A 25573-nucleotide genomic window follows, 5' to 3' on the forward strand; every position below is an offset into this window, starting at 1 on the left:
AGCACAGACCTTCCGTGCCGTGCATCGCTGTCCTCGAAAAGTCCGGAATGCCTTACTGCGTCACCACCGGCCACGGGCAATAACAACCGACCGCCAGGGTGTGCGTGGCGTTGACCTGGCGATCTTCCGTCAGGGCATTGAGGATCGGTTCAATAAAACTGTTGCTGGAGTTGCAGGTCAGGCCTTCGCTGTAGGGGCCGAAGTACGCCAGTTTGCCGTTGCGGTCCCAGATCGCTACCGCCGGACTGGCGGGGATCTGCTCGGAGCCGGGTAAAACGGTGATGGTTTTCAGGCTGCCGAGGGTGGCGGGTAACTGGCCGTGGCTGCCGGCCTTCTGCACGGCAAAGAACTCGACGCCTTTGCTGCCGAAGTGCTCGACCATCTCGGTCAGGTGTTGCTGATTGCCGACGTTGCACGGGCAGGCCGGGTCCCAGAAGTGCACCAGGCGAATCGGCCCCGGGCCGGACAGTTCATCCGGCAGGCGCAACGGGTCGCCGGAAAACACCGCCGTGTGTTCGCTGAACGCGCGCAGATAACGCCCCTGAAACCAGTCGTACGCCGCCCACAGCACGCCGGCGCAGACCAAGGCGAGCAGGCTGGCAAACAGTGCGGTGCGGTAGGGCGGGCGCATGGTTTTCGATCCTCGAAAGGTCGGCTAGCTTGCCATGTCTGCCACTACAGATGAATATCGCAGGCCGATAAAGTCTGTTTACCGCTTTGGAATGACTGCATGCCTGACACTTTCGATCCCGATCATTTACGCGCGAGCCTCAAGCCCTTGGTCGAGTGGCAGCCGTTGTCGGACGAGGCCAAGGCCTATCAGCGCTTTTACAAAACCGACTTCCCCGAGCGTGATGTCTGGCGTGGCATGGGCCGTTTCGAGGTCGATGGCTATGAACTGGTCAGCCACTGCTGGTGGCCGGAGAAGGTCAAGGCGACGCTGTTTCTGTTGCACGGTTACTACGATCACACCGGTCTCTATCGGCATGTGATCGAGTGGGCGCTGGATCAGGATTTCGCGGTGATCGCCTGCGACTTGCCGGGGCACGGCCTGTCGAGCGGGCCACGGGCGAGCATTCGCGATTTCGCTGAGTACCAGGATATGTTGCAGGCGTTGTTCGCCGAGGCGCGTTCGATTGCGTTGCCGCAGCCGTGGCATCTGTGCGGGCAAAGCACCGGCGGGGCGATTGTGGTCGATCATGTGCTCAACCATGGCGAGGGCAGCCCGGCGCAAGGTCAGTTGATTCTGTTGGCGCCGCTGGTGCGCCCGCGCGCGTGGGGCTGGTCGCAGCTCAGTTATTACCTGCTGAGGCCTTTCGTGCGGGGCGTCACCCGGCGCTTCAGCGAAAATTCCAACGACCCGGCCTTCCTGCCGTTCCTCCAGGCCGATCCGTTACAGCCCAAACGCTTGCCGACGGCGTGGGTCGGCGCACTGTCGCGCTGGATCATCCGTGTAGAACACGCGAAAAAAAGCCCGCGACGGCCACTGATCATTCAGGGGCAGGCGGACATGACCGTGGACTGGCAGCACAATTTGCAGGTGTTGAAGTGGAAGTTTGATCGACCGCAGATCCTGCTGCTGCCGGAGGCGCGGCATCACCTGGCCAATGAAACGGCGGAGATGCGCGAGGAGTATTTCGAGTTTCTGAGCAAGCGGATCAGAGGGCGCAATCTTCAGTAACCTTACTGACCTCATCGCTGGCAAGCCAGCTCCCACGGATTCTCAAGTGTCCACAAATCCTGCGTTCACTAAAGATCCCTGTGGGAGCTGGCTTGCCAGCGATGGCGGTCTGACAGGCTTTAACGATTACTGGCTGAGACTCGAAGCGCTTTGCCCCACCGCCAGCCCCGCCCGAATCGCTGCCAGCGCCGCCTGATAATAAGCCTTGCCCTCGGCGGACTCGGCAAAGGTCGCGAACTGCTCCAGTTCGTCATCCGACAGATCACGATAAACGTAGAGCAGGGTGTTGTTCATGTCGGCGCCAATCTGCTCCATCAAGCGCTGGCGCTGCCCATTCAACATACCTTGCGCCTGGCCGCCACCGAGCAGGCCGGGGATCATCGAACTCAAGCTGTCGGCCGCCACACCGGCAATCGCCAGGCTCACTTCAGCGCCGGCTTCACGGGCCGGCAATGCCTGGGCGAGGTGGCCAATGATCAGCAGGCGATTGTCACTGGCCGGCATCTTCGGCAGGCCTTTGGCATTCTTCGCCAGTTGATCGCGGCGGGTCGCGAGCAATTCGGCGGCGACGATTTTCCTGCCCAGCGGCGATTGGAAGAAGGCCAGGGCCGGTTTCGGGTCGGCGAGGTGCTGCCGCAGCTGGGCTTCGGCGCGTTGATCCATGGCCTGGGGAGCGAAGCGCTGGTTGCTGTTGTTGACCAACGCCTGAAACACGGCGGGTGGCAGGCTGTTCTGATAGCGCTGCTGTGCGGCACTGAGGGCGTCATTGAAGTGCGCACGTTGATCTGGCCAGCCGGCGATCTTGTACAACTGATCGTGGCCGTCCGCCCAGGCGGGCAAAACGCAGAACATCAACAGTGAAAAAAGCAAACGGCGCATAGGGACTCCTGTCAGCAGCGGACTATTCTCCGTGCGGTGCCGGTACTTGTCGAGAATTCGTAGCAAGCCGCTGCGTGGCTCTGTCGGATTTCCTGCCGCCGACATACTATGCGCGCCATGCAAATATCCTCTGAACACCCACTGCTGTTACGCATCGTCGATGACCTGGCCGAACATGGCTGGTCGCAGCAGAACATTTTCCTGCCCGCGGGTTTGACCCGCGAGCTGGCGGCCGAGTGCCGTAAACGTGAAGCCGAGGGTGAACTGGCGCCGGCGGCGGTCGGGCGTGGGCCGTTTTCAGAGATTCGCGAGGGGATTCGCGGCGACCACATTCAGTGGATCGATCCGGGCCAGGCCGATTCTAGCGACCGCTATCTGAATCTGATGGAGAGCCTGCGCGAGGCGCTTAACCGAGGCTTGTTTCTTGGTCTTGAGGACTTTGAATGCCATTTCGCGCTGTATCCGCCGGGTGCTTTTTATCGCAAGCACGTCGACCGTTTTCGCGACGACGACAAGCGCATGGTCTCGGTGGTGGTCTACCTCAATGACGCGTGGCTGCCGGAGGATGGCGGGCAACTGCGCATGTACCTGAACGACGATCGCGTGCACGACGTGCAGCCAACTGGCGGTTGTCTGGTGGTGTTCCTCTCCGGTGAAGTGCCGCATGAAGTGCTGCCGGCGAACCGCGAGCGCCTGTCGCTGACCGGCTGGTTCCGCCGCCGTGGCAACGAGCCGTTCTGACATGGACAAGATTCTGGTCAGTCGCTGCCTGTTGGGCCACCGCGTGCGTTACGACGGCGGGGCCAGCGGGCCGTTTGATTTGCTCGAACAGTGGATCGCCGAAGGGCGCGTAGTGCCGCTGTGTCCGGAAGTCGCCGGTGGTTTGCCGACGCCTCGCGCTGCGGCGGAGATTCCCGGAGGGCAGGGCAGTGAAGTGCTCGATGGCGTCGCGGCGGTAATCACTACCGAGGGCGAGGATGTCAGTGCGCAGTTTCTCGACGGAGCACGCCAGGCGCTGGCGTTGGTGCAGAAACACGGCATTCGGGTGGCGGTGCTCAAGGCCAACAGTCCTTCTTGCGGCAATCTGCTGACTTACGACGGGACGTTCAGCGGAGTGAAAGTCTCAGGCGAAGGCGTAACGGCCGCGCTGCTCAAGCGCCATGGCGTGCAGGTTTTCAGTGAACTCGAACTGCCCCTGGCGGCGGTGGCTCTGGCGGCTTTGGACTGATCCGGAATCGTTGCCCTCACCCCAGCCCTCTCCCCGAGGGAGAGGGGGCCGACCGCGGGGTCTGGCGTCTTGCATCGAGCTGAAAGACCTTACCGATTATGGATTCGACAAAGCCATGATCAGTCGATTTCGGATTCGGTATTGCAATCCCAAGTCGGCGTATCTCTGAAGCATCCCCCAATCAGTCCCCTCTCCCTCTGGGAGAGGGTTAGGGTGAGGGGCTTTTAAGGCTTGAACCACTTCTCGGTCAGCGCCGCCAGGCGCCCGTCCGCCTTGATCCGCTGCAGCGCACCCGCAAGGCTGGCCTGAAACGCCGGATTGCCCTTCTGAAACGGAATCGCCAACTCGACCGGTGCCGCCGCTTTTGGCTTCTCTTCCGTCAATGCCTGCACCAGCACCATCGGCCGTGGCTGCTCATCCTTCTTCGCCAGCAACTGCGCATCGGCCTTGCCGTAAGACTCACTGAAATCGAAACGATCCTTGAGTTCCGGTGTCAGTGCCATGTGGTTGAGCGCAACATCGTACTTGCCGCTTTCAACGCCCTGGAGCAGGTCGGCTTCGTCAGTGACGATGAATTCGGCGCGCACGTCCAGCTCGTTGGCCAGCAGTTGTCCCAGCTCGACCTCGAACCCTGTGAGTTTGTCGCCATCGTCCTTGTAATTGAAGGGCGGTGTATTAGCCTCAAGGGCTATGCGCAGCTCGCCACGGTCGTTGACGTCATCAATCAGTTCGGCGTGAGCCAGAGGGCTCAAAAGGGGTAGCAGGCAGATCAGGCCAGGCAGAAAACGCATGGTCACTCCTTTGAAATCATTATCGCGACGCTCTGATTCAGGCTCGCTTTGCTATGGTTGTCGAGTGCCTTCGACAACGAATGGTCATGAAGTTGTCATGACCACGCGGATTTTACGGAAAAACTGGAGAATAGAATGAAAACGTTTATGTCACGAGCAGCCTTGGCTGGCCTGTTGATGGGTGTTTCAGTGCTGGCCAGTGCAGCGACTCCGGCCCCCAAGGGCGCTGAAGTGTTCATCGTTTCTCCCGAGGACGGGGCCACGGTTTCCCAGGAATTCAAAGTCAAGTTCGGTACCAAGGATGTCGCGTTGGCGCCGGCCGGTGATGTCACCAAAAACACCGGGCACCACCACCTGCTGATCGACGTCGACAAGCTGCCGGCGGCAGGCGCGCCGATTCCGAATGATGCGAACCACATGCACTTCGGCAAGGCGCAGACCGAGGCTACGATCAAACTGGCACCGGGCAAGCACACCCTGCAACTGGAGCTGGGCGACAGCGGCCACATGCCGTTCGATCCGCCAATCGTCTCGAAGAAAATCACCGTTAACGTCGAATAAAAAAAAGGGAGCCCTTCGGGGCTCCCTTTTTTTACAGCTGCAAGCTTCAAGCTGAAAGCCTCAAGTCAAAGCAAAAGCGAACATCACTTGCCGCTTGTAACTTGAGGCTTGTAGCTGCTCTTAGAAGAGCACACGGCTACGGATGGTGCCGTTGACGTGTTGCAGCTTCTCTTGCGCCAGCTCCGAGTACTCGGCGTCGACGTCGATTACCACGTAACCGACTTTCTCGTTGGTCTGCAGGAACTGACCGGAGATGTTGATGCCGTTTTCGGCGAAGACCTTGTTGATCTCGCTCATCACACCCGGGATGTTCTCGTGGATGTGCAGCAGGCGGTGCTTGCCAGGGTGAGCCGGCAGGGCCACTTCCGGGAAGTTCACCGACGAAACGGACGTACCGTTGTCGCTGTACTTGACCAGCTTTTCTGCCACTTCCAGACCGATGTTGGCTTGCGCTTCGGCGGTCGAACCACCGATGTGCGGGGTCAGGATCACGTTGTCCAGGCCACGCAGCGGGCTTTCGAACTCTTCGTCGTTGGAGCGTGGCTCCACCGGGAATACGTCGATGGCTGCGCCGATCAGGTGCTTGTCCTTGATCGCGTCCGCCAGGGCGTCCAGCTCGACCACGGTACCGCGCGCGGCGTTGATCAGGATGCCGCCCTTCTTGATGGCGCGGATTTCCTTCTCGCCGATCATCCACTGGGTCGCAGCGGTTTCCGGTACGTGCAGGGTGACGATATCGGACATGCCCAGCAGCTCGTGCAGGTTGCCGACCTGAGTGGCGTTGCCCAGCGGCAGCTTGGTCACGGTGTCATAGAAGAACACCTGCATGCCCAAGCCTTCCGCCAGAACCGACAGCTGCGTACCGATCGAGCCGTAGCCGACGATGCCCAGTTTCTTGCCACGGATCTCGAAGGAGTTGGCTGCGGACTTGATCCAGCCGCCACGGTGGCAGGAAGCGTTCTTCTCCGGGATGCCGCGCAGCAGCAGGATGGCTTCGGCCAGTACCAGCTCGGCAACGGAGCGGGTGTTGGAGTACGGCGCGTTGAACACGGCGATACCGCGCTCGCGGGCAGCACTCAGGTCAACCTGGTTGGTGCCGATGCAGAAACAGCCGACTGCCACCAGCTTCTTCGCGTGATCGAAGATCTCTTCGGTCAGTTGGGTGCGCGAACGAATGCCGATGAAGTGAGCGTCAGCGATCTTTTCCTTGAGCTGGGCTTCCGGCAAGGAGCCTGTCAGGTATTCGATGCTGGTGTAGCCCGCCGCCTTGAGGACGTCGACAGCCGATTGGTGGACGCCTTCGAGAAGAAGGAACTTGATCTTGCTCTTATCGAGAGAAGTCTTGCTCATCTGCGTAAACCTGTATCCCGGAGAAAAATGGCAGGAAATGGTCAACAGACATTGACCTGGACGACAAGAAAGCCGTCACCGCAGAACTGGCCTTGGGCACTGGCCTGCGGGGTCGGTATGCTAGCATAGCCACCCCGCGAAACACTCATTCCTGCGACGTGAAGCGTCTTCAGGATGACCATGAATTGTTCGAGAGTTCTGTCGATGACCAATCCTGCCCTGATTGATGAACTGAAGACCCTGGTCGAGCCTGGCAAGGTCCTGACCGATGCCGACTCCCTGAACACGTACGGCAAGGATTGGACCAAGCACTTCGCCCCGGCGCCAAGTGCCATCGTGTTTCCCAAGACTATCGAGCAGGTGCAGGCCATCGTCCGTTGGGCCAACACCCACAAGGTGGCGCTGGTGCCATCCGGCGGGCGCACCGGGCTTTCTGCCGCCGCCGTGGCCGCCAATGGCGAAGTGGTGGTGTCGTTCGACTACATGAACCAGATTCTCGACGTGAACCTCACCGACCGCACCGCCGTGTGTCAGCCGGGCGTGGTCACCGAGCACTTGCAGAACGTCGCCGAAGAAAACGGCCTGTACTACCCGGTGGACTTCGCTTCGGCCGGTTCCAGCCAGATTGGCGGCAATATCGGCACCAATGCCGGCGGGATCAAGGTGATTCGCTACGGCATGACCCGCAACTGGGTCGCCGGCATGAAGGTGGTGACCGGCAAGGGCGATGTGCTGGAGCTGAACAAAGACCTGATCAAGAACGCCACCGGTTATGACCTGCGCCAATTGTTCATCGGCGCTGAAGGCACCCTTGGATTTGTCGTCGAAGCGACCATGCGTCTGGATCGCGCGCCGAAAAACCTCACCGCGATGGTCCTTGGCACTGCCGATTTCGATTCGATCATGCCGGTACTGCACGCTTTCCAGGGCAAGCTCGACCTGACCGCGTTCGAATTCTTCTCCGACAAGGCTCTGGCCAAAGTGCTGGGCCGTGGCGACGTACCGGCCCCCTTCGAAACCGATTGCCCGTTCTACGCGCTGCTGGAATTTGAAGCGACTACTGAAGAAGTGGCCAACAGCGCGCTGGAAACCTTCGAGCACTGTGTCGAGCAGGGCTGGGTGCTGGATGGCGTGATGAGCCAGAGCGAAACCCAGCTGCAGAACCTGTGGAAGCTGCGCGAATACATCTCCGAAACCATCTCGCACTGGACGCCGTACAAGAACGACATCTCGGTCACCGTGTCGAAAGTGCCGGCATTTCTGCAGGAAATCGACGCGATCGTCGGCGAACACTATCCAGACTTCGAAATCGTCTGGTTCGGCCACATCGGCGACGGCAACTTGCACCTGAACATCCTCAAGCCGGATAACCTGAGCAAGGACGAGTTTTTCGCCAAGTGCGCAACCGTCAACAAGTGGGTGTTCGAAACCGTCGAGAAGTACAACGGTTCGATTTCCGCCGAGCACGGCGTGGGCATGACCAAGCGCGACTACTTGACGTACAGCCGTTCGCCGGTCGAAATCGAGTACATGAAAGCGGTCAAGGCGGTGTTCGACCCGAACGGCATCATGAACCCGGGCAAGATCTTCGCGGTTTGATGGGCAATCTTTGATGAATCAATGAAGGCAGGAGTCGGTAAATGAGCTATCAGCACCAGTATGTCGACGGCACGCGCATTCACTTCCCGATCGGGAAAGTCGTGTGCATTGGCCGTAATTACGCCGAACACGCCAAGGAACTGGACAACCCGGTCCCGACCGAACCGTTGCTGTTCATCAAGCCGGGCAGTTGTGTGGTGCCGCTGGAAGGCGGGTTCAGCATTCCGACCGAGCGCGGTTCGGTGCACTACGAAGCGGAAATCGCTGTGCTGATCGGCAAGCCGCTGTCGACCAAGCCGAGCCGCGAAGAGGTGCTCGACGCGATCTCCGGTTTCGCCCCGGCGCTGGACCTGACCCTGCGCGACAAGCAGGCCGAGCTCAAGTCCAAGGGCCTGCCGTGGGAAATCGCCAAGTCGTTCGACGGCGCAGCGGTGATCGCCCCGTTCGTGGTCGGCAGCACCTTCGCTGACCTGACCGACATCGGCATACGCCTGACCATCAACGGTGAAGTGCGCCAGGACGGCAACAGCAGCGCGATGCTCAACCCGATCGTGCCGATGATTCAGCACATGGCCGGCTGCTTCTCGCTACAGGCCGGCGACGTGATTCTCACCGGCACCCCGGTGGGCGTCGGTCCGCTGAATGTCGGCGACGACATCGTGCTCGAACTGGTCGGCGCGAGCCGCTTCACCAGCAGCGTACGCTAACCGCAACACTGCAAATCCCCTGTGGGAGCGAGCTTGCTCGCGAAGGCGCCAGGTCAGTCGACATCATCGTTGCCTGACACTCCTTCTTCGCGAGCAAGCTCGCTCCCACATTGTTTTGTGGGGCCCTGAAGATGGTTGGCAACACACGACAATCCCGCCATTTGCCGTTTTTTTCACATCCTGTCCGGATAATTCCTCTCATTCTGGCGTCTGAGCCGGCCTCTTTGTGCTATTACCCATAGCCTGAATATTCGGAATGCGTCCCTGATGTCTGCTCAAACTCAGCTCGATTCTCCTCGTCGTTCACGTTTTGCCCTGCGTTGGTATGTCTGGCTGTTGCTGGTGCTTGCCGCCGCTTATGGTCTGGCGTTTGCCATGCATTGGGATGACCGTGGCCTGCTCTGGGTGCGCGAGCGTTTCGAGAGCCAGGTCGAGCAGAAAGCCAGCGTCTGGTTGCCGGACTATCGGGTGGTCATCGACGGCAAACTGCTGCCGGGCATGGAAAAGGACGAGGCCTCGGACCTCGCCTACAATCCACAGACCAAGACCCTGTTTTCGGTGATGGGCAAAAATCCGTTCCTGGTCGAGCTCACCCTGCACGGCGATGTGCTGCGCAAAATGCCGCTGGTGGGCTGGAGCAATCCGGAAGGCCTGACGGTCATGGAGAACGGCCTGATGGCCATTGTCGATGAGCGTCAGCACATGCTCTCGATCGTCGAGGTCGATGCCGACACTCGCGAATTGAACATCGCCGACTTCCCCAAGTACGATCTCGGCCCGTCGAAAGATCAGAACAAAGCCTTCGAAGCGATTACCTGGGACCCGCACAACCAGCAACTGCTGTTGGGCGAAGAGCGTCCGCCGGCGCTGTTCACCTGGAAAGGCGACGGCAGCCAGATCCTCAAGGGTGACAAGCAGAAGCTTGCCAATGATGAGCTGGATATCCGCAACCTCTCGGCCCTGGCGATTGACCCGCGTACTCAGCACACCTTGGTGCTGTCTGCCGATTCGCACCTGTTGCTGGAGCTGGACGAGAAAGGCGAACAGGTCAGCTTCATGACCCTACTGGGCGGCTTCAACGGTCTGAAAAACACCATTCCCCGTGCCGAAGGCGTGACCATGGACGAGGCCGGTACGCTGTACATGGTCAGTGAGCCCAACCTGTTTTACCGCTTCGAAAAACACAAATAGCCTCTGCTGCCGGGGTTGTCTTGTGGTTTAAGGCAAGTGGCCATTAAGCTTCAATTCAGACGGGCGTGATATTTCATCCGCCTGTTTTGAATCCGAGCCCACCCGAATGCGTCGACTTGCCCGCCCCAAGCCCCTGTTCGTCACCCTGTCGGTGATTGCCCTGATCGCGTTGATTGCGATCGGCCAATACCTGCGCCTGTTCGAGCGCGCCTGGTTCAATCTGCACACGCTGTGGCAACCGCAGAGTAGCGAGTCGATTGGGCTGGATCAGTATCGCGTCGAGATTGAAGCGCGGGTGATTGACGGGCTGGACGACGATGTTTCGGCGCTCACCTTCGATCCGGTGCGCAAAAGCCTGTTCACCGTAACCAACAAGAATTCCGAACTGGTCGAACTGTCGCTCGAAGGCAAGATCCTGCGGCGCATTGCCCTGATTGGTTTTGGCGATCCCGAAGCCGTCGAGTACATCAGCGCCGACACCTACGTGATCACGGATGAGCGTCAGCAGCGGCTGATCAAGATTCACTTGGAGGCAGACACCACATTCCTCGACGCGGCGGACGCCGAGCAGATGACCCTCGGCGTGCATATGGCCAGCAACAAAGGTTTTGAAGGCCTGGCGTATGACTCGGTAGGCAAGCGCTTGTTTGTTGCGAAGGAACGCAACCCGATGCTGATCTACGAAGTGCACGGTTTTCCGCACTTCAATCCGGAGAAGTCCTACGCGGTGCACGTGATCAACGATCCCAAGCGCGATGCCGGGATGTTTGTGCGCGATCTGTCGAGCCTGCAATACGACGAGCGCAGCGGGCATTTGCTGGCGCTGTCGGATGAGTCAAGGTTGATTCTGGAGCTGGATGTCGGCGGGCGGCCGTTGAGCACGATGTCGATCAGTGGCGGGCGCCAGGGTTTGAAGAAAACCGTGCCGCAGGCTGAGGGGATTGCGATGGATGATGACGGCACGTTGTATCTGGTGAGTGAGCCGAACCTGTTTTACGTCTTCAAAAAACCTGCGCAGCCTTAACCAACACCGTAAACACTGTGGGAGCTGGCTTGCCAGCGATGGCGGTCTGTCAGTCAACATTGTTGTTGAGTCTCACGGCCTCATCGCTGGCAAGCCAGCTCCCACAGTTTATTCATCTGCCCATAAATTTCGGGCAGTCTGGGCTTACTCAGCCTTGAGGGTTTTCACGCCTTCGCTGGTACCCAGCAGCAACAGGTCCGCCGGACGCGCCGCGAACAGGCCGTTGGTGACCACGCCGACGATCGCATTGATCTGCGCTTCCAGCTCCACCGGGTTGGTGATCTGCAGGTTGAACACGTCGAGAATGATGTTGCCGTTGTCGGTCAGCACGCCTTCGCGGTACACCGGGTCGCCGCCCAGTTTCACCAGTTGGCGGGCAACGTGGCTGCGGGCCATCGGGATCACTTCGACCGGCAGCGGGAACTCGCCCAGCACCGGCACCAGTTTGCTGGCGTCGGCGATGCAGATGAAGGTCTTGGCCACGGCGGCGACGATCTTCTCGCGGGTCAGGGCTGCGCCGCCGCCCTTGATCAGGTTCAGGTGCGCGTCGCTTTCATCGGCGCCGTCGACGTAGAACTCCAGGTCGCTGACGGTGTTCAGCTCATACACTGGAATACCGTGGCCCTTGAGGCGCGCAGCGGTGGCTTCGGAGCTGGCGACCGCGCCATCGAACGCGCCCTTGTGCTGGGCCAGGGCGTCGATGAAGCAGTTGGCGGTGGAGCCGGTGCCGACCCCGACGATGCTCTTGTCGTCGAGTTTCGGAAGGATGAAGTCGACGGCGGCCTGCGCCACTGCCTGTTTGAGTTGATCCTGGGTCATGCGGGCTCCGGAAGCGGGCAAGGTGAGAACGGAAAGGCCGGCATTATAGCCGCAAGCGCGGCTAAAACCTCTGGATTCGTGTGGTCGTCCGGGCAAAAGCCGGGTTAGACTCCTTGGCCCTGCCCAACCCGCTCAGTGATGCTTTCCGATGCTCGAACAGTACGTCAAAAAGATCCTCACCTCGCGCGTTTATGACGTTGCCGTAGAAACCCCGCTGCAGAACGCTCGCCAGCTCTCCGAGCGGCTGGGCAATGACATCTGGCTCAAGCGTGAAGACTTGCAGCCGGTGTTCTCGTTCAAGATTCGCGGCGCCTACAACAAGTTGACCCAACTGACCGACGAAGAGCGCGCCCGTGGCGTGGTCACTGCGTCGGCGGGTAACCATGCGCAGGGTCTGGCCCTGGCGGCGAAAGTGCTGGGCGTCAAAGCCACTATCGTCATGCCCAAGACCACCCCGGAGATCAAGGTCGAGGGCGTGCGCTCGCGTGGCGGTAAAGTGGTGTTGCACGGCGATTCGTTCCCGGAGGCACTGGCCTATTCGCTGAAACTGGTCGACGAAAAGGGCTACGTCTACATCCACCCGTACGACGATCCGCACACCATTGCCGGGCAGGGCACCGTGGCGATGGAAATTCTGCGTCAGCACCCGCAACCGCTGGACGCGATCTTCGTGCCGGTCGGCGGCGGCGGTCTGATCGCCGGCATCGCAGCGTATGTGAAATACCTGCGTCCGGACATCAAGGTCATCGGTGTCGAGCCGGACGACTCCAATTGCCTGCAAGCGGCCATGGCCGCGGGTGAGCGCGTGGTATTGCCGACCGTGGGCATCTTCGCCGACGGCGTGGCGGTGGCGCAGATCGGCCAGCACACCTTCGACATCTGCAAGGATTACGTCGACGAAGTGATCACCGTCAGCACGGACGAAATCTGCGCCGCCATCAAGGATATCTACGACGATACCCGCTCGATCACCGAACCTGCCGGCGCTTTGGGCGTGGCCGGGATCAAGAAGTATGTCGAGTTGCGCGGCGTCAGCGGCCAGACCTTCGTCGCCATCGACTCCGGCGCCAACGTCAACTTCGACCGCCTGCGCCACGTCGCCGAACGCGCCGAGCTGGGTGAAGGCCGCGAAGCGATCATCGCGGTGACCATTCCCGAGAAGGCCGGCAGCTTCAAGGCGTTCTGCGAGGCCGTTGGCAAACGCCAGATCACCGAATTCAACTACCGCTACAACACCGGCAGCGAAGCGCACATTTTCGTCGGCGTGCAGACCCATCCGGAAAACGACCCGCGCAGCGCCCTGCTGGCGAGCCTGACCGAACAGGGTTTCCCGGTCATCGACCTGACCGATAACGAGCTGGCCAAGTTGCACATTCGCCACATGGTCGGCGGGCACGCGGCGCACGTCATTGATGAAGTGGTGTTTCGCTTCGAGTTCCCGGAACGTCCGGGGGCGCTGTTCAACTTCCTCAACAAGCTGGGTGGGCGCTGGAACATCTCGATGTTCCACTACCGCAACCACGGGGCTGCCGATGGCCGCGTGGTCGCCGGTCTGCAAGTCCCGCACGACGAGCGCCATCTGGTGCCGGCGGCCCTTGAGGAAATCGGTTACCCGTATTGGGATGAAAGCGAGAACCCGGCCTATCAGCTGTTTCTTGGCTGAGCGGCTACGCTGATGGGCATGGCCCAAGGAAGACGAACACATGGAAACCCTGACCACCCTGAAAGTCCTTCACGTTGCGGCGACCGTGGTGATCCTTGCGAGCGGGCTGGGGCTCGCCGCGCTTTCCTGGCGTAATCGCAGCGAAGGACCGGCCAGCACGATGCAGCGGCCTTGGCTGTTCATCTGGTGTCTGATGCTGCTCGGAATGTTCAGCATGCCGTTCACCGGCTGGTGGCTGGTGCACCTGGTGGGCTGGTCGTTGGGGCAGTTCTGGATTCTGGGTTCCAGTGTGATCTATGCCGTGGCCACGTTCAGTGCCGTCTGGCTGCTGGTTCGGCTGAATCGGCTGTGGACGAGCGGGGTCGGCAATCGGAAATTCAATCTGGCACTGGCGATTGTCAGCGGCGTCGGATTTCTCGCCATCGCGGCGTTGATGGGGGCCAAGCCCGTTTAAGGCTTGAGACCGAGTCGACGCCATTCGCGAGCAAGCTCGCTCCCACATTGGATCTGTGTGGTTCACAAATACCTTGTGGGAGCGAGCTTGCTCGCGAAGGCGTAATCAGCTGCGCAGCGAGATAACCGGCCAGCCGCGCTTCTCGGCCTCGGCCCGCAGATTCGGATCCGGATCGACAGCGACAGGGTTCGCCACCTGCTCCAGCAGCGGCAGGTCATTCATCGAATCGCTGTAGAAATAGCTGTGATCCAGCGAATGCCCGGTCTCCTCCAGCCAGCGATTGAGGCGTGTCACCTTGCCTTCGCGAAAGCATGGAATGTCGGTGCTGCGCCCGCTGTAGCGGCCATCGATCATTTCGCACTCGGTGGCGATCAGGGTTTCCACGCCCAGGCGCACGGCAATCGGCGCCGTCACGAAGCGGTTGGTCGCGGTGATGATCACCAGTTTGTCGCCGGCGTCACGGTGTTGTTTGAGCAGCTCCAGCGCCTTGGGCAGCACGATCGGCTCGATGCAGTCGCGCATGTAGTCGTTGTGCCATTGCTCAAGCACGGCCATTTCGGTGCGGCCGAGGATTTCCAGGCAAAAGTTCAGGTACGCGGCGTTATCCAGTTGGCCGGCCAGGTAATCCTGATAGAACTCGTCGTTGCGAGCCTTGTACGCCACCGGATCGAGGAAGCCGCGTTCACACAGATAATCGCCCCAGGCGTGATCGCTGTCGCCGCCCAGAAGGGTATTGTCCAAATCGAATAGAGCCAGGCGCATTGCAGTTACCCGCTGAAAAGTCAGTAAAAAGGCGACAAGAATACGGTCTTTTCACAAGAGTGCACATAAGGTAGGAACCTTCGTTGCCGCCTTATCAAGCTTTGTGGAACAATGCGGCGACATGCGTTTGCGAGGTTGTTGCCGTGATCGACCCCGATGGTTTCCGCCCCAATGTCGGGATCATTCTGACGAATGACGCCGGCCAGGTGCTATGGGCTCGCCGTATCAATCAAGATGCCTGGCAGTTTCCGCAGGGGGGAATCAACCCCGAGGAGACGCCGGAGGACGCCTTGTACCGCGAGTTGAACGAAGAAGTGGGCCTGGAGCGTGAAGATGTTGAAATTCTCGCCTGTACCCGGGGCTGGTTGCGCTATCGTTTGCCGCAACGTCTGGTGCGTACCCACAGCCAACCGCTGTGCATCGGCCAGAAACAGAAATGGTTTCTCCTGCGCCTGATCTCCAACGAGCAGCGGGTGCGGATGGATTTGACCGGTAAACCGGAGTTCGATGGCTGGCGCTGGGTCAGCTATTGGTATCCGTTGGGCCAGGTGGTGACATTCAAGCGCGAGGTGTATCGCCGCGCCCTCAAAGAGCTTGCCCCGCGCCTTTTAGCGCGCGACTGACGACGGAGTTCGACCCCGAGCCATGCTCAATACGCTGCGCAAGATCGTCCAGGAAGTTAACTCCGCCAAGGATCTCAAGGCGGCGTTGGGGATTATTGTGTTGCGCGTCAAAGAGGCCATGGGCAGCCAGGTCTGCTCGGTCTACCTGCTTGACCCCGAGACCAACCGCTTCGTCCTGATGGCCACCGAGGGCTTGAACAAGCGCTCGATCGGCAAGGTCAGCATGGCACCCAACGAAGGTCTGGTGGGTCTGGTCGGCACGCGTGAAGAACCCCTGAACCTCGAAAACGCCGCGGATCACCCGCGCTATCGCTACTTCGCCGAAACCGGTGAGGAGCGTTATGCCTCGTTCCTCGGTGCACCGATCATTCACCACCGCCGCGTCGTCGGCGTGTTGGTCATCCAGCAAAAAGAACGCCGCCAGTTCGATGAAGGTGAAGAAGCCTTCCTCGTGACCATGAGCGCGCAACTCGCCGGGGTTATCGCCCACGCCGAGGCCACCGGTTCGATCCGTGGCCTGGGCCGTCAGGGCAAAGGCATCCAGGAAGCCAAGTTCGTCGGTGTGCCGGGTTCGCCCGGGGCTGCCGTCGGTACCGCCGTGGTCATGCTGCCGCCGGCCGATCTCGACGTGGTGCCGGACAAGACCATCACCGACATCGACGCTGAGCTGGCACTGTTCAAGACCGCCATCGAAGGCGTGCGCGCCGACATGCGCGCCTTGTCGGCCAAACTGGCGACCCAGCTGCGTCCGGAAGAGCGCGCGCTGTTCGATGTCTACCTGATGATGCTCGACGATGCCTCGCTGGGCAGCGAAATCACCACCGTGATCAAGACCGGCCAGTGGGCGCAGGGCGCGCTGCGTCAGGTGGTCACTGAACACGTCAACCGTTTTGAACTGATGGACGATGCTTACCTGCGTGAGCGGGCGTCGGACGTCAAAGACCTCGGCCGGCGCCTCCTCGCCTACCTGCAGGAAGAGCGTCAGCAGAACCTGGTCTACCCGGAAAAAACCATTCTGGTCAGCGAAGAGCTGACGCCGGCAATGCTCGGCGAGGTGCCGGAAGGCACGCTGGTCGGTCTGGTCTCGGTACTCGGTTCGGGTAACTCTCACGTCGCGATCCTCGCTCGGGCGATGGGCATTCCGACGGTGATGGGGTTGGTTGACCTGCCGTACGCCAAGGTCGATGGCATCGAGATGATCGTCGACGGCACACGCGGCGAGGTCTACACCAACCCGAGCGAAGTGCTGCGCAAGCAGTTCGCCGAGGTCGTCGAAGAAGAGAAACAACTGGCGCTGGGCCTCGACACCCTGCGCGACCTGCCGTGCGTGACCCTTGACGGTCACCGCATGCCGCTGTGGGTCAACACCGGTCTGCTGGCCGATGTGGCGCGGGCGCAGAAGCGTGGCGCCGAAGGTGTCGGCCTGTACCGCACCGAAGTGCCGTTCATGATCAACCAGCGCTTCCCGAGCGAAAAGGAACAACTGGCGATCTACCGCGAACAGCTCGCCGCGTTTCATCCGCAACCGGTGACCATGCGCAGCCTTGATATCGGCGGTGACAAGTCGCTGTCGTACTTCCCGATCAAGGAAGACAACCCGTTCCTCGGCTGGCGCGGCATTCGCGTCACCCTCGACCACCCGGAAATTTTCCTGGTGCAGACCCGCGCAATGCTCAAGGCCAGTGAAGGCCTGAACAATCTGCGGATTCTGCTGCCGATGATCTCCGGCACCCACGAACTCGAAGAAGCCCTGCACCTGATCCACCGGGCCTGGGGCGAAGTGCGCGATGAAGGCACCGACGTGCCGATGCCGCCGATCGGCGTAATGATCGAGATCCCGGCAGCGGTGTACCAGACCAAGGAACTGGCGCGGATGGTCGACTTCCTGTCCGTCGGCTCCAACGACCTGACCCAGTATCTGCTGGCGGTCGATCGCAACAACCCGCGGGTGGCCGATCTCTATGACTACCTGCACCCGGCGGTGCTGCAAGCCCTGCAAACCGTGGTGCGCGACGCCCATGCCGAAGGCAAGCCGGTGAGCATCTGCGGCGAAATGGCCGGTGACCCGGCAGCGGCGGTACTGTTGATGGCCATGGGTTTCGACAGCCTGTCGATGAACGCCACCAACCTGCCGAAGGTGAAGTGGATGTTGCGTCAGGTGAATCTGAGCAAGGCTCAGGAGTTGCTGGCGGAGCTGATGACCATTGATAACCCGCAAGTGATCCACAGCTCGTTGCAATTGGCGCTGAAGAATCTCGGGTTGTCGAAGATGCATCCGCCGGCGGTCATCAAGGCCCTCTGAAGATCAAAAGCCCCTCACCCTAGCCCTCTCCCAGAGGGAGAGGGGACTGATTGGGGGATGCTGCAGAGGTACGCCGACCTGAAAGTGCATTGCTGAATCCACAATCGACCGGCACCGACCTGAAAGTGCATTGCGGGATCCATAATCGCCCCGCATCGACTTGAAAGTGCAGTGCAGAATTCATAATCGTCCGGCAGCAACTTGAAAGTGCAGTGCAGAATTCATAACCGCCCCGCGCCGACCTGAAGGTGCTGTGCAGAATCCATATTCGGCTCGGTCTTCCAGGTCGGCGTATGGCTCAAGACACCTCGGTCGGCCCCCTCTCCCTCCGGGAGAGGGCTGGGGTGAGGGTAGCTTTCAAGCGTTTATCTCCACCTCGCCCAAATGCCCGCCATAAGGCCCAAAACTGCGCTCCAACATCCGCCGCGTTCCGTCCGCCTGCACCACCAGCGCCGTACTCGCCCGCGTCCCGTAACTCTGGCTGGCGATAAACACACTCGACAACAATGATTCGGTGGCCAACCCGACTCCGGTGTCCGGCAACTCGGCAAACGGCGCCGTCTGCGCATCGCCCAGCAGCTCCAACAACCGCTCAGGCTGCGGATCATCCAGCACGGCGTGCAACGCTGCCTTGGCCTTGAGCAACTTCGGCCACGGCGTATCCAGCCCGGCATTCGATAGCCCGTAAACCCCCGGCTCCAGCATCACTGGTTCGGACGTCCGCGCATTGAAGTGCCACAGCTCGTGGGCATTGCCCAGCAGCAGGTTGAACCCGGCATATTCCGGCGCACGTCCGACCACATCGCTCAAATAATCATCAATCGACGCATCGCCGGTAAGAAACCGCGCCACCAGTTCTCCCCGTGACTTGCGTGCCGGCGGCTGGTGCGGATCGCGGATGTTGGTCAGCGCGGCAAAGCGGCCGTTGGTGCCGATCCCCAGCCACGTGCCGCCCGCTTCCAGGTCGCGTCCGGCATGCACGTGCGGCGCTTCCGGCCATTGCGCCAGCGGCAGGCTGGGCCGGGCGTAGAACTCGTCACGGTTGGCCGCGACGATCAGCGGCTGGGCATGGCCCGGGCGCCAGGCGAAAACAATCAGGCACATAAGGTGGTCCTTGTGTGTTTTTTGCTCACTCTACGCATCCGGCGTCCGTGCATCCATCGCAAGTGGAGCAGGAGGCCATGCATCCGTTACCATGCCGCTCCGGTTTTGGGGATGCGGTCTGGGAGACGGTCATGGAATTTCTGCTCTATCTGGCGCTGGGCGCCTGTGCGGGCGTGCTGGCCGGGCTGTTCGGGGTGGGCGGCGGGATCATCATTGTCCCGGTGCTGGTGTTCAGTTTCACCCTGCAGGGTTTTGATCAGTCGATTCTTACGCATCTGGCGGTCGGGACATCACTGGCGACGATCATCTTTACCTCGGTCAACGCCGTGCGTGAGCATCACCGTCGCGGCGCGGTGCGCTGGCCGATTTTCATGTGGATGACCGTCGGCATTCTGCTCGGCGCCGGTTTCGGCGCGCTGACGGCCGAGGCTATTTCCGGTCCCAACCTGCAAAAAATCATCGGCGTGTTTGCTCTGGTGATCGCTGTGCAACTGGCGCTGGATGTTAAACCCAAGGCCAGTCGAACAGTGCCGGGCAAACTCGGTCTGACCGTGGCCGGCAGTGTGATTGGCTGGGCCTCGGCGATTTTCGGCATTGGCGGCGGTTCGTTGACCGTGCCGTTCCTGACCTGGCGCAGCGTGCCGATGCAGCAAGCGGTGGCGACATCGTCGGCTTGTGGCCTGCCGATCGCCCTGGCCAGTGCCTTAAGTTTCATGATTCTGGGCTGGCATGATCCGTTGCTGCCGCCGCATAGTCTCGGTTTTGTCTATCTGCCGGCGTTGTTGGGCATCGCCCTGACCAGCATGGTGTTCGCCCGCATCGGCGCGCGCCTGGCGCACAAATTGTCGCCGCGCTTGCTGAAACGGCTGTTCGCCGCTTTGCTGTTCTGCGTGGGTTTGAGCTTTCTGCTTTAACCGCGCCGCAATCCTGGCTTAATCCTGAGGTGGCAGCGTCGCCCGGGAATTTTGGTTTCAACTCTAACGAGGAGTCGCAATGCTGCCTTACCCGCAGATCGACCCGGTGGCCCTGGCCATCGGTCCGCTGAAAATCCACTGGTACGGCCTGATGTACCTGATCGGTATCGGCGGTGCATGGCTGCTGGCGTCGCGCCGGCTCAACCGTTTCGACCCGACCTGGTCCAAGGAGAAGCTCTCCGATCTGATCTTCTGGCTGTCGATGGGGGTGATTGTCGGCGGGCGGCTGGGCTACGTGCTGTTCTACGATCTGAGCGCCTACCTCGCCAACCCGACGCTGATTTTCGAAGTGTGGAAGGGCGGCATGTCGTTCCACGGCGGGTTTATCGGCGTGATGCTCGCGGCCTTGTGGTTCGGCAAGCGCAACGGCAAGTCGTTCTTCCAGCTGATGGACTTCGTCGCACCGATGGTGCCGATTGGTCTGGGCGCCGGGCGTATCGGCAACTTCATCAACGCCGAGTTGTGGGGCAAGCCGACCGACGTGCCGTGGGCGATGATCTTCCCGCCATTCAGCGACCCGGCGCAGTTGCCGCGTCACCCGTCGCAGCTGTATCAGTTCGCGCTCGAAGGCGTCGCGCTGTTCTTGATCCTGTGGCTGTTCTCGCGCAAACCGCGTCCGACCATGGCGGTATCGGGCATGTTCGCGCTGTTCTACGGCATCTTCCGTTTTATCGTCGAGTTCGTTCGTGTACCGGACGCGCAACTGGGCTATCTGGCCTGGAACTGGCTGACCATGGGGCAAGTGCTGTGCGTGCCGATGATCGTCGGCGGTCTGTTCCTGATCTGGCTGGCCTATCGTCGTGCGCCGGCAGCGCCGGTTGCCCCGACGGCTTAAACTACGAACCCCGGTGCGCGACGCCGGGGCTCAAAGGACACAGGTAACTCATGAAGCAATATCTCGAACTGGTCTCGCACGTCATCAAAAACGGCACCAAGCAGGCCAACCGCACCGGCATCAACACCATCAGTTTCCCGGGGGCGATGCTGCGTTTCGATCTGCAGGAAGGTTTTCCGGCGATCACCACGCGCAAGATGGCCTTCAAATCGGCCATCGGCGAGATGTGCGGCTTTTTGCGTGGCGTGAACAACGCCGCTGAATTCCGTGCGCTGGGCTGCAAGGTCTGGGACCAGAATGCCAACGAAAACGCGCAGTGGCTGGCCAACCCGTTCCGCCAGGGCGAGGATGACCTCGGCGAAATCTACGGCGTGCAATGGCGCAAATGGCCGGCGTACAAGCAGATCCCGCTGAGCAACCCGGCCGCCATCGAGCAGACCCTGAGCAACGGCTACAAGCAAATCGCCCAGGGCGAAGAAGATGGCCAGGCCTACGTGGTGCTGTACAAAGCCATCGACCAGGTGCGCCAGTGCGTCGACACGATCATCAAGGATCCGGGCAGCCGCCGCATTCTGTTCCACGGCTGGAACGTCGCTCAGCTCGATGAAATGGCCCTGCCGCCGTGCCATCTGCTGTACCAGTTCCACCCGAATGTCGAGACCAAAGAGATTTCTCTGACCCTCTACATCCGTTCCAACGACCTGGGCCTGGGCACGCCGTTCAACCTCACCGAAGGCGCCGCGCTGCTGAGCCTGATCGGTCGCCTGACCGGCTATACGCCGCGCTGGTTCACCTATTTCATCGGTGATGCGCACGTCTACGAGAACCACCTGGACATGCTCAACGAACAGCTCAAGCGCGAGCCGTTCGCCATGCCGAAGCTGAAGATTTCGGATCGCGTGCCGGAATTTGCCAAGACGGGTGTGTATCAGCCGGAGTGGCTGGAGCTGGTGGAGCCGAGCGACTTCTCGCTGGAAGGTTACGAGCACCATGCGCCGATGACCGCGCCAATGGCGGTCTGACAAGTAGTACGCGCGCCCCTGTGGGAGCGAGCTTGCTCGCGAAAGCGGAGTGTCAGTTGATAGAAGTGTCGACTGAACCACCGCTTTCGCGAGCAAGCTCGCTCCCACAGTGTTTTTTGGTGTTCCTAGTGGCCGTGACTGCGGCCTACATGGGAGTGTTCGACTTCCGTCGCAACAACCCCGCCACTCACTTCCAGCCGCTGCAAAATCCCGCACTGATCGGCCATCGGCCCTTCGCCACAGCGTTGGCGCAGGTCGAGCAGCTGTGTCTGCAAGGCCAGCAAGCCGTCAATCCGCGCTTTCACATGCTGGATGTGCTCGTCGATCAGCGTATTGACGCTTTCACACTGATCCTGCGGGCTGTCACGCATGGCCAGCAGGCTGCGGATCTCTTCGAGGGTCATGTCGAGGGTGCGGCAGTTGCGGATGAAGGTCAGGCGTTCGGCGTGGGCCTGGGTGTAGACGCGGTAGTTGCCGTCGCTGCGCGCCGGTTCCGGCAGCAGGTTTTCGCGCTCGTAATAGCGGATGGTTTCCACCGCGCAGTCGGTGAGTTTCGCCAGTTCGCCGATCTTCATGACAGCCATCTCCAAAAGGGTGCTTGACCCTATAGTGGCTACAGGGTCTTTACTTGGCAACAGGCACCTTCATGGACGCGACCAATGAGCGATTCCCGGCACACCCACAAACCCCACGCGGGGCACGATCACAGCCACAAATTGCAGCCTGTGCATAAGCATTCACATGGCGGCGACTCTTGCTGCTCGTCTAAAGCCACCGCGCCTGCGTTGGTGCAACTGAGCGAAAAGACCAGCGCCGATGCGCGCCTGAGCAGTTTCCGCATCGAAGCGATGGACTGCCCGACCGAGCAGACGCTGATCCAGAACAAGCTCGGCAAGCTGCCCGGCGTGCAGCAACTGGAATTCAACCTGATCAACCGCGTGCTCGGCGTCACCCACAATCTGCCGGACACCGCGCCGATCACCGAGGCGATCACCTCGCTGGGCATGCACGCCGAACCGCTGGAGGCGGGTGTCGAAGCGCCGGCCCCTGCGCCGGTGAAAAAACACTGGTGGCCGCTGGCGCTGTCCGGCGTCGGTGCGCTCGCGGCTGAAGTGATCCACTTCACCAGTGCCGCGCCGACCTGGGTGGTGGCGATCATTGCGTTGGTGTCGATCCTCAGCGGTGGCCTGACTACCTACAAAAAGGGCTGGATCGCCCTGAAGAACCGCAACCTCAATATCAACGCGCTGATGAGCATCGCGGTGACCGGTGCGGTGTTGATCGGGCAGTGGCCGGAAGCGGCGATGGTGATGTTCCTGTTTACCGTGGCCGAACTGATCGAGGCGCGCTCACTGGATCGTGCGCGCAATGCCATCAGCGGTTTGATGCAAATGACGCCGGAGCAAGCCACGGTGTTGCAGGCTGACGGCAGCTGGATTGAGCAGGACGTGAAAAGCGTCGAACTCGGCGCCCGCGTGCGGGTAAAACCCGGCGAGCGCATCGCGCTGGACGGCGAAGTGGTCAGCGGCAGTTCGACCATCGACCAGGCGCCGATCACCGGCGAGAGCCTGCCGGTAGAGAAAACCGTCGGCGACAAGGTTTTCGCCGGCACCATCAACCAGGCCGGTTCGCTGGAGTATGCCGTCACCGCTGCGGCGAACAACTCGACCCTGGCGCGAATCATCCACGCCGTCGAGCAGGCGCAAGGCGCACGCGCCCCGACCCAACGCTTCGTCGATCAATTCTCGAAAATCTACACGCCGGTGGTATTTGTCCTGGCGCTGGCCGTGGCGATTATCCCGCCGCTGTTCATGGGCGCGGCGTGGTTCGACTGGATCTACCGCGCGCTGGTGCTGCTGGTGGTAGCGTGCCCCTGCGCGCTGGTGATTTCCACTCCGGTGACCATCGTCAGCGGCCTTGCGGCGGCGGCGCGCAAAGGCATTCTGGTCAAGGGCGGCGTGTACCTGGAGGGCGGTTTCAAGCTCGATTATCTGGCGCTGGACAAGACCGGGACCATCACTCACGGCAAACCGGTGCAAACCGATTACCTGTCCCTCGACCCAACGGCAGATGCCACGGCGCCGGCAATCGCTGCTGCGTTGGCCGGTCGCTCCGATCACCCCGTGTCGCTGGCCATCGCCAACGCCGCTGTGGATAAAAACTTCAAAGCACTGACTGTGGATAACTTCGAAGCGTTGGCCGGTCGCGGGGTGAAGGGGCAGGTCAACGGTCAGACCTATCACTTGGGTAACCATCGTCTCGTCGAAGAACTGGGCCTGTGCTCGCCGCAGCTGGAAGAAAAACTGTTTGCGCTGGAGAAGCAGGGCAAGTCGGTGGTGCTGCTGCTCGACAGCTCCGGCCCGCTGGCGCTGTTCGCCGTGGCCGATACCGTCAAGGAAAGCAGCCGCGAAGCGATCCGCCAGTTGCATGCTCTGGGCGTGAAAACCCTGATGCTCACCGGTGACAACGTGCACACTGCGCAGGCGATTGCCGCGCAGGTCGGCATTGATCAGGCCAAGGGCGACTTGCTGCCGACCGACAAGCTGCAAGCCATCGAAGCACTTTATGCACAGGGGCATCGGGTGGGCATGGTCGGCGACGGCATCAACGACGCCCCGGCACTGGCCCGCGCCGAGATCGGTTTCGCCATGGCGGCGGCCGGCACCGACACCGCGATTGAAACCGCCGATGTCGCCCTGATGGACGACGATCTGCGCAAGATTCCCGCGTTTATCAGCCTGTCGCGTGACACTGCCAGCATCCTGAAACAGAACATCGCCTTGGCACTGGTGATCAAGGCTATCTTTCTTGGGGTAACCTTCGCCGGACTCGCCACCATGTGGATGGCGGTATTCGCCGACATGGGCGTGAGCCTGCTGGTGGTGTTCAACGGTTTGCGCCTGTTGCGTAAATAAACGATGAGGGATGGTTGTGCTGAGTGCCGAGCTGAAAGCGTTTTACATGGTCGCCCGCCTGGGCAGCATCACGCTGGCGGCGAAAAAGCTCGGCCTTAGCCAACCCACCGTGACCACGCAGATCCGTAACCTCGAAAGCCAATACTCGGTGGAACTGTTCTACCGTGGCGGTCGGCGCCTGAGCGTCAGCGACGAAGGCGCGCGGTTGCTGCCGATGGTCAAGGCGCTGTTGCAGCAGGAGGCCGACATCGAGTTCTTCCTGCGCAATAGCGGTCAGGTGCAGGGCACGTTGCGTATTGCCGCGACCGCGCCGTATTACATCCTCGATCTGGTGAAGACCTTTCGCGAGCGCTTGCCGCAGGTGGAAGTGTCGGTGGAAATCGGCAATTCGCAGCAGGTGCTCGAAGCGCTGGAGGACTACCGGGTGGACGTCGCCGCTTCGTCGCAGTTGCTCGACGATGCGCGATTGATTCGCCGGGTGCTGGGCACTGATCCACTGGTGCTGGCGGTACATCGCAATCATCCGCTGGCAACTCATGATCACGTGGCTTTGAGCGCACTGGCCGGGCATACCCTGTTGATGCGTGAAACCGGGTCAACGACGCGGCGTCTGACCGAGGAGTTGCTGGCCAGTGCCGGGGTCAGTTTCGGGCCGTTGCTGGAGATCGGCAGCCGCGAGTCGATCCGTGAGGCGGTGCTGCGCAACATCGGCATCAGCATCATTGCCCGCCAGGAAGTGCCGCATGATCCGCAGTTGCGGGTGCTGACCATCGAGAATGCGCCGCAGATTCCCGAGTACCTGTATTGCCTCAAGGAGCGCAAGAGCGCGCGGTTGCCGGCGGCATTTCTGGGGTTGGCCCAGGAAATGTCCCCGGCCTGAATTCTCGGTTGCCCTTACTGGCCTCATCGCTGGCAAGCCAGCTCCCACAGGTATTTCTGGTGTTCACAAAATTTGTATTCACTGGAGATCTCTGTGGGAGCTGGCTTGCCAGCGATGAGGCCCGATCAAACAACCCAAGACCTGAATCTTCTGAACCAAAATCCCCGAATACCACTATCGGCCGTTTTTGCCTCACTGCCACATGACGG

The 25573-nt window shown here is 60.8% G+C and carries 25 protein-coding genes; 17 read left to right on the top strand and 8 right to left on the bottom strand.

Going from position 1 to position 25573, the window contains the following annotated elements; translation table 11 throughout:
- Positions 1–52: 52 nt before the first annotated feature.
- The gene (locus K5Y35_RS08990; protein WP_222834093.1) at positions 53–631 is read right to left on the bottom strand and encodes a DUF6436 domain-containing protein; all 579 of its coding nucleotides are present in this window, start codon (positions 629–631) and stop codon (positions 53–55) included.
- Between the two features lie 99 nt (positions 632–730).
- Between K5Y35_RS08990 and K5Y35_RS08995 the strand changes: the two genes are divergently transcribed.
- Positions 731–1681, top strand: coding sequence for an alpha/beta hydrolase (locus K5Y35_RS08995; protein ID WP_222834094.1), 951 nt, complete (start codon positions 731–733; stop codon positions 1679–1681).
- 126 nt (positions 1682–1807) lie between these two features.
- Here K5Y35_RS08995 and K5Y35_RS09000 read toward each other — a convergent pair whose 3' ends face one another.
- The gene (locus K5Y35_RS09000; RefSeq protein ID WP_128615555.1) at positions 1808–2560 is read right to left on the bottom strand and encodes a DUF2059 domain-containing protein; all 753 of its coding nucleotides are present in this window, start codon (positions 2558–2560) and stop codon (positions 1808–1810) included.
- A gap of 108 nt (positions 2561–2668) precedes the next feature.
- Here K5Y35_RS09000 and K5Y35_RS09005 point away from each other — a divergent pair, with 108 nt between their 5' ends.
- Both K5Y35_RS09005 and K5Y35_RS09010 read left to right on the top strand, forming a co-directional pair.
- Positions 2669–3301 carry a 2OG-Fe(II) oxygenase gene (locus K5Y35_RS09005; protein WP_123469650.1) on the top strand — a complete coding sequence of 211 codons (633 nt, stop codon included), beginning with the start codon at positions 2669–2671 and terminating at the stop codon, positions 3299–3301.
- Between the two features lies 1 nt (position 3302).
- Positions 3303–3788: a DUF523 domain-containing protein gene (locus K5Y35_RS09010; RefSeq protein ID WP_222834095.1), complete on the top strand. Its 486-nt coding sequence runs from the start codon at positions 3303–3305 to the stop codon at positions 3786–3788.
- A 224-nt stretch (positions 3789–4012) separates the two neighbouring features.
- Here K5Y35_RS09010 and K5Y35_RS09015 read toward each other — a convergent pair whose 3' ends face one another.
- Positions 4013–4579 carry a transporter substrate-binding domain-containing protein gene (locus K5Y35_RS09015; protein ID WP_123469646.1) on the bottom strand — a complete coding sequence of 189 codons (567 nt, stop codon included), beginning with the start codon at positions 4577–4579 and terminating at the stop codon, positions 4013–4015.
- Between the two features lie 135 nt (positions 4580–4714).
- Here K5Y35_RS09015 and K5Y35_RS09020 point away from each other — a divergent pair, with 135 nt between their 5' ends.
- Positions 4715–5140, top strand: a complete 426-nt coding sequence (locus K5Y35_RS09020; protein ID WP_123469644.1) for a DUF4399 domain-containing protein — start codon at positions 4715–4717, stop codon at positions 5138–5140.
- Positions 5141–5260: 120 nt separating this feature from the next.
- Here the strand turns inward: K5Y35_RS09020 and serA are convergent, their stop codons facing one another.
- A complete protein-coding gene (serA, locus tag K5Y35_RS09025; RefSeq protein ID WP_025112046.1) occupies positions 5261–6490 on the bottom strand; it encodes a phosphoglycerate dehydrogenase in 1230 nt (409 codons plus the stop codon).
- Between the two features lie 204 nt (positions 6491–6694).
- Between serA and K5Y35_RS09030 the strand changes: the two genes are divergently transcribed.
- The 4 genes from K5Y35_RS09030 to K5Y35_RS09045 all read left to right on the top strand — a co-directional run bounded on the left by K5Y35_RS09030 (position 6695) and on the right by K5Y35_RS09045 (position 11011).
- Complete coding sequence (locus K5Y35_RS09030) at positions 6695–8089, top strand: FAD-binding oxidoreductase (protein WP_123469642.1); 1395 nt, start codon at positions 6695–6697, stop codon at positions 8087–8089.
- Between the two features lie 41 nt (positions 8090–8130).
- Positions 8131–8796: a fumarylacetoacetate hydrolase family protein gene (locus tag K5Y35_RS09035; RefSeq protein WP_064589697.1), complete on the top strand. Its 666-nt coding sequence runs from the start codon at positions 8131–8133 to the stop codon at positions 8794–8796.
- Positions 8797–9063: 267 nt separating this feature from the next.
- A complete protein-coding gene (locus K5Y35_RS09040; protein WP_222834096.1) occupies positions 9064–9987 on the top strand; it encodes an SdiA-regulated domain-containing protein in 924 nt (307 codons plus the stop codon).
- Between the two features lie 106 nt (positions 9988–10093).
- Complete coding sequence (locus K5Y35_RS09045; RefSeq protein WP_222834097.1) at positions 10094–11011, top strand: SdiA-regulated domain-containing protein; 918 nt, start codon at positions 10094–10096, stop codon at positions 11009–11011.
- A 144-nt stretch (positions 11012–11155) separates the two neighbouring features.
- Here K5Y35_RS09045 and rpiA read toward each other — a convergent pair whose 3' ends face one another.
- Complete coding sequence (rpiA, locus tag K5Y35_RS09050; protein ID WP_007913886.1) at positions 11156–11830, bottom strand: ribose-5-phosphate isomerase RpiA; 675 nt, start codon at positions 11828–11830, stop codon at positions 11156–11158.
- Between the two features lie 148 nt (positions 11831–11978).
- Here rpiA and ilvA point away from each other — a divergent pair, with 148 nt between their 5' ends.
- Positions 11979–13493 (top strand): threonine ammonia-lyase, biosynthetic, encoded by a 1515-nt coding sequence (gene ilvA / locus K5Y35_RS09055; RefSeq protein WP_186747059.1) that lies wholly within the window; start codon positions 11979–11981, stop codon positions 13491–13493.
- Positions 13494–13533: 40 nt separating this feature from the next.
- On the top strand, positions 13534–13947 hold the full coding sequence (locus K5Y35_RS09060; protein ID WP_222834098.1) for a DUF2269 family protein: 414 nt from the start codon (positions 13534–13536) through the stop codon (positions 13945–13947).
- 105 nt (positions 13948–14052) lie between these two features.
- Here K5Y35_RS09060 and K5Y35_RS09065 read toward each other — a convergent pair whose 3' ends face one another.
- Complete coding sequence (locus K5Y35_RS09065) at positions 14053–14709, bottom strand: HAD family hydrolase (protein ID WP_123469632.1); 657 nt, start codon at positions 14707–14709, stop codon at positions 14053–14055.
- Between the two features lie 143 nt (positions 14710–14852).
- On the opposite strand from K5Y35_RS09065, the gene K5Y35_RS09070 reads away from it, so the two are divergent.
- Positions 14853–15332 carry an RNA pyrophosphohydrolase gene (locus K5Y35_RS09070; RefSeq protein WP_003229203.1) on the top strand — a complete coding sequence of 160 codons (480 nt, stop codon included), beginning with the start codon at positions 14853–14855 and terminating at the stop codon, positions 15330–15332.
- Between the two features lie 22 nt (positions 15333–15354).
- A complete protein-coding gene (gene ptsP, locus K5Y35_RS09075; protein WP_123454403.1) occupies positions 15355–17634 on the top strand; it encodes a phosphoenolpyruvate--protein phosphotransferase in 2280 nt (759 codons plus the stop codon).
- A gap of 357 nt (positions 17635–17991) precedes the next feature.
- On the opposite strand, the gene K5Y35_RS09080 is transcribed toward ptsP, so the two are convergent.
- Positions 17992–18738, bottom strand: coding sequence for an NRDE family protein (locus tag K5Y35_RS09080; protein ID WP_128615562.1), 747 nt, complete (start codon positions 18736–18738; stop codon positions 17992–17994).
- Positions 18739–18869: 131 nt separating this feature from the next.
- Here K5Y35_RS09080 and K5Y35_RS09085 point away from each other — a divergent pair, with 131 nt between their 5' ends.
- From K5Y35_RS09085 to K5Y35_RS09095, 3 genes are all read left to right on the top strand, one after another.
- A complete protein-coding gene (locus K5Y35_RS09085) occupies positions 18870–19652 on the top strand; it encodes a sulfite exporter TauE/SafE family protein (RefSeq protein WP_123469628.1) in 783 nt (260 codons plus the stop codon).
- Between the two features lie 79 nt (positions 19653–19731).
- Complete coding sequence (lgt, locus tag K5Y35_RS09090; RefSeq protein ID WP_123469626.1) at positions 19732–20547, top strand: prolipoprotein diacylglyceryl transferase; 816 nt, start codon at positions 19732–19734, stop codon at positions 20545–20547.
- 50 nt (positions 20548–20597) lie between these two features.
- Entirely contained in the window at positions 20598–21569 is a 972-nt protein-coding gene (locus tag K5Y35_RS09095; protein ID WP_123469624.1) for a thymidylate synthase, read from the top strand.
- 125 nt (positions 21570–21694) lie between these two features.
- Here the strand turns inward: K5Y35_RS09095 and cadR are convergent, their stop codons facing one another.
- Positions 21695–22144 carry a Cd(II)/Pb(II)-responsive transcriptional regulator gene (gene cadR, locus K5Y35_RS09100; protein WP_016983204.1) on the bottom strand — a complete coding sequence of 150 codons (450 nt, stop codon included), beginning with the start codon at positions 22142–22144 and terminating at the stop codon, positions 21695–21697.
- Between the two features lie 84 nt (positions 22145–22228).
- Here cadR and K5Y35_RS09105 point away from each other — a divergent pair, with 84 nt between their 5' ends.
- A complete protein-coding gene (locus K5Y35_RS09105) occupies positions 22229–24484 on the top strand; it encodes a heavy metal translocating P-type ATPase (protein WP_222834099.1) in 2256 nt (751 codons plus the stop codon).
- A gap of 16 nt (positions 24485–24500) precedes the next feature.
- On the top strand, positions 24501–25364 hold the full coding sequence (locus tag K5Y35_RS09110; RefSeq protein ID WP_222834448.1) for a LysR family transcriptional regulator: 864 nt from the start codon (positions 24501–24503) through the stop codon (positions 25362–25364).
- Positions 25365–25573 lie beyond the last annotated feature (209 nt).

Origin of the sequence: Pseudomonas sp. SC3(2021), assembly GCF_019856535.1 — a bacterium.
GTDB classification, from domain to species: Bacteria; Pseudomonadota; Gammaproteobacteria; order Pseudomonadales; family Pseudomonadaceae; genus Aquipseudomonas; species Aquipseudomonas monsensis.

Excerpts from the sequence above, each read along its gene's own strand:
- K5Y35_RS08995 (WP_222834094.1), top strand. The coding sequence starts at position 731 with ATGCCTGACACTTTCGATCCCGATCATTTACGCGCGAGCCTCAAGCCC.
- K5Y35_RS09060 (WP_222834098.1), top strand. The coding sequence starts at position 13,534 with ATGGAAACCCTGACCACCCTGAAAGTCCTTCACGTTGCGGCGACCGTG.
- K5Y35_RS09105 (WP_222834099.1), top strand. The coding sequence starts at position 22,229 with ATGAGCGATTCCCGGCACACCCACAAACCCCACGCGGGGCACGATCAC.
- lgt (WP_123469626.1), top strand. The coding sequence starts at position 19,732 with ATGCTGCCTTACCCGCAGATCGACCCGGTGGCCCTGGCCATCGGTCCG.
- K5Y35_RS09040 (WP_222834096.1), top strand. The coding sequence starts at position 9,064 with ATGTCTGCTCAAACTCAGCTCGATTCTCCTCGTCGTTCACGTTTTGCC.
- cadR (WP_016983204.1), bottom strand. The coding sequence starts at position 22,144 with ATGAAGATCGGCGAACTGGCGAAACTCACCGACTGCGCGGTGGAAACC.
- K5Y35_RS08990 (WP_222834093.1), bottom strand. The coding sequence starts at position 631 with ATGCGCCCGCCCTACCGCACCGCACTGTTTGCCAGCCTGCTCGCCTTG.
- K5Y35_RS09045 (WP_222834097.1), top strand. The coding sequence starts at position 10,094 with ATGCGTCGACTTGCCCGCCCCAAGCCCCTGTTCGTCACCCTGTCGGTG.
- K5Y35_RS09015 (WP_123469646.1), bottom strand. The coding sequence starts at position 4,579 with ATGCGTTTTCTGCCTGGCCTGATCTGCCTGCTACCCCTTTTGAGCCCT.
- rpiA (WP_007913886.1), bottom strand. The coding sequence starts at position 11,830 with ATGACCCAGGATCAACTCAAACAGGCAGTGGCGCAGGCCGCCGTCGAC.
- K5Y35_RS09080 (WP_128615562.1), bottom strand. The coding sequence starts at position 18,738 with ATGTGCCTGATTGTTTTCGCCTGGCGCCCGGGCCATGCCCAGCCGCTG.
- K5Y35_RS09085 (WP_123469628.1), top strand. The coding sequence starts at position 18,870 with ATGGAATTTCTGCTCTATCTGGCGCTGGGCGCCTGTGCGGGCGTGCTG.
- K5Y35_RS09035 (WP_064589697.1), top strand. The coding sequence starts at position 8,131 with ATGAGCTATCAGCACCAGTATGTCGACGGCACGCGCATTCACTTCCCG.
- K5Y35_RS09020 (WP_123469644.1), top strand. The coding sequence starts at position 4,715 with ATGAAAACGTTTATGTCACGAGCAGCCTTGGCTGGCCTGTTGATGGGT.
- K5Y35_RS09000 (WP_128615555.1), bottom strand. The coding sequence starts at position 2,560 with ATGCGCCGTTTGCTTTTTTCACTGTTGATGTTCTGCGTTTTGCCCGCC.
- K5Y35_RS09065 (WP_123469632.1), bottom strand. The coding sequence starts at position 14,709 with ATGCGCCTGGCTCTATTCGATTTGGACAATACCCTTCTGGGCGGCGAC.
- K5Y35_RS09030 (WP_123469642.1), top strand. The coding sequence starts at position 6,695 with ATGACCAATCCTGCCCTGATTGATGAACTGAAGACCCTGGTCGAGCCT.
- K5Y35_RS09095 (WP_123469624.1), top strand. The coding sequence starts at position 20,598 with ATGAAGCAATATCTCGAACTGGTCTCGCACGTCATCAAAAACGGCACC.
- ptsP (WP_123454403.1), top strand. The coding sequence starts at position 15,355 with ATGCTCAATACGCTGCGCAAGATCGTCCAGGAAGTTAACTCCGCCAAG.
- ilvA (WP_186747059.1), top strand. The coding sequence starts at position 11,979 with ATGCTCGAACAGTACGTCAAAAAGATCCTCACCTCGCGCGTTTATGAC.
- K5Y35_RS09005 (WP_123469650.1), top strand. The coding sequence starts at position 2,669 with ATGCGCGCCATGCAAATATCCTCTGAACACCCACTGCTGTTACGCATC.
- serA (WP_025112046.1), bottom strand. The coding sequence starts at position 6,490 with ATGAGCAAGACTTCTCTCGATAAGAGCAAGATCAAGTTCCTTCTTCTC.
- K5Y35_RS09010 (WP_222834095.1), top strand. The coding sequence starts at position 3,303 with ATGGACAAGATTCTGGTCAGTCGCTGCCTGTTGGGCCACCGCGTGCGT.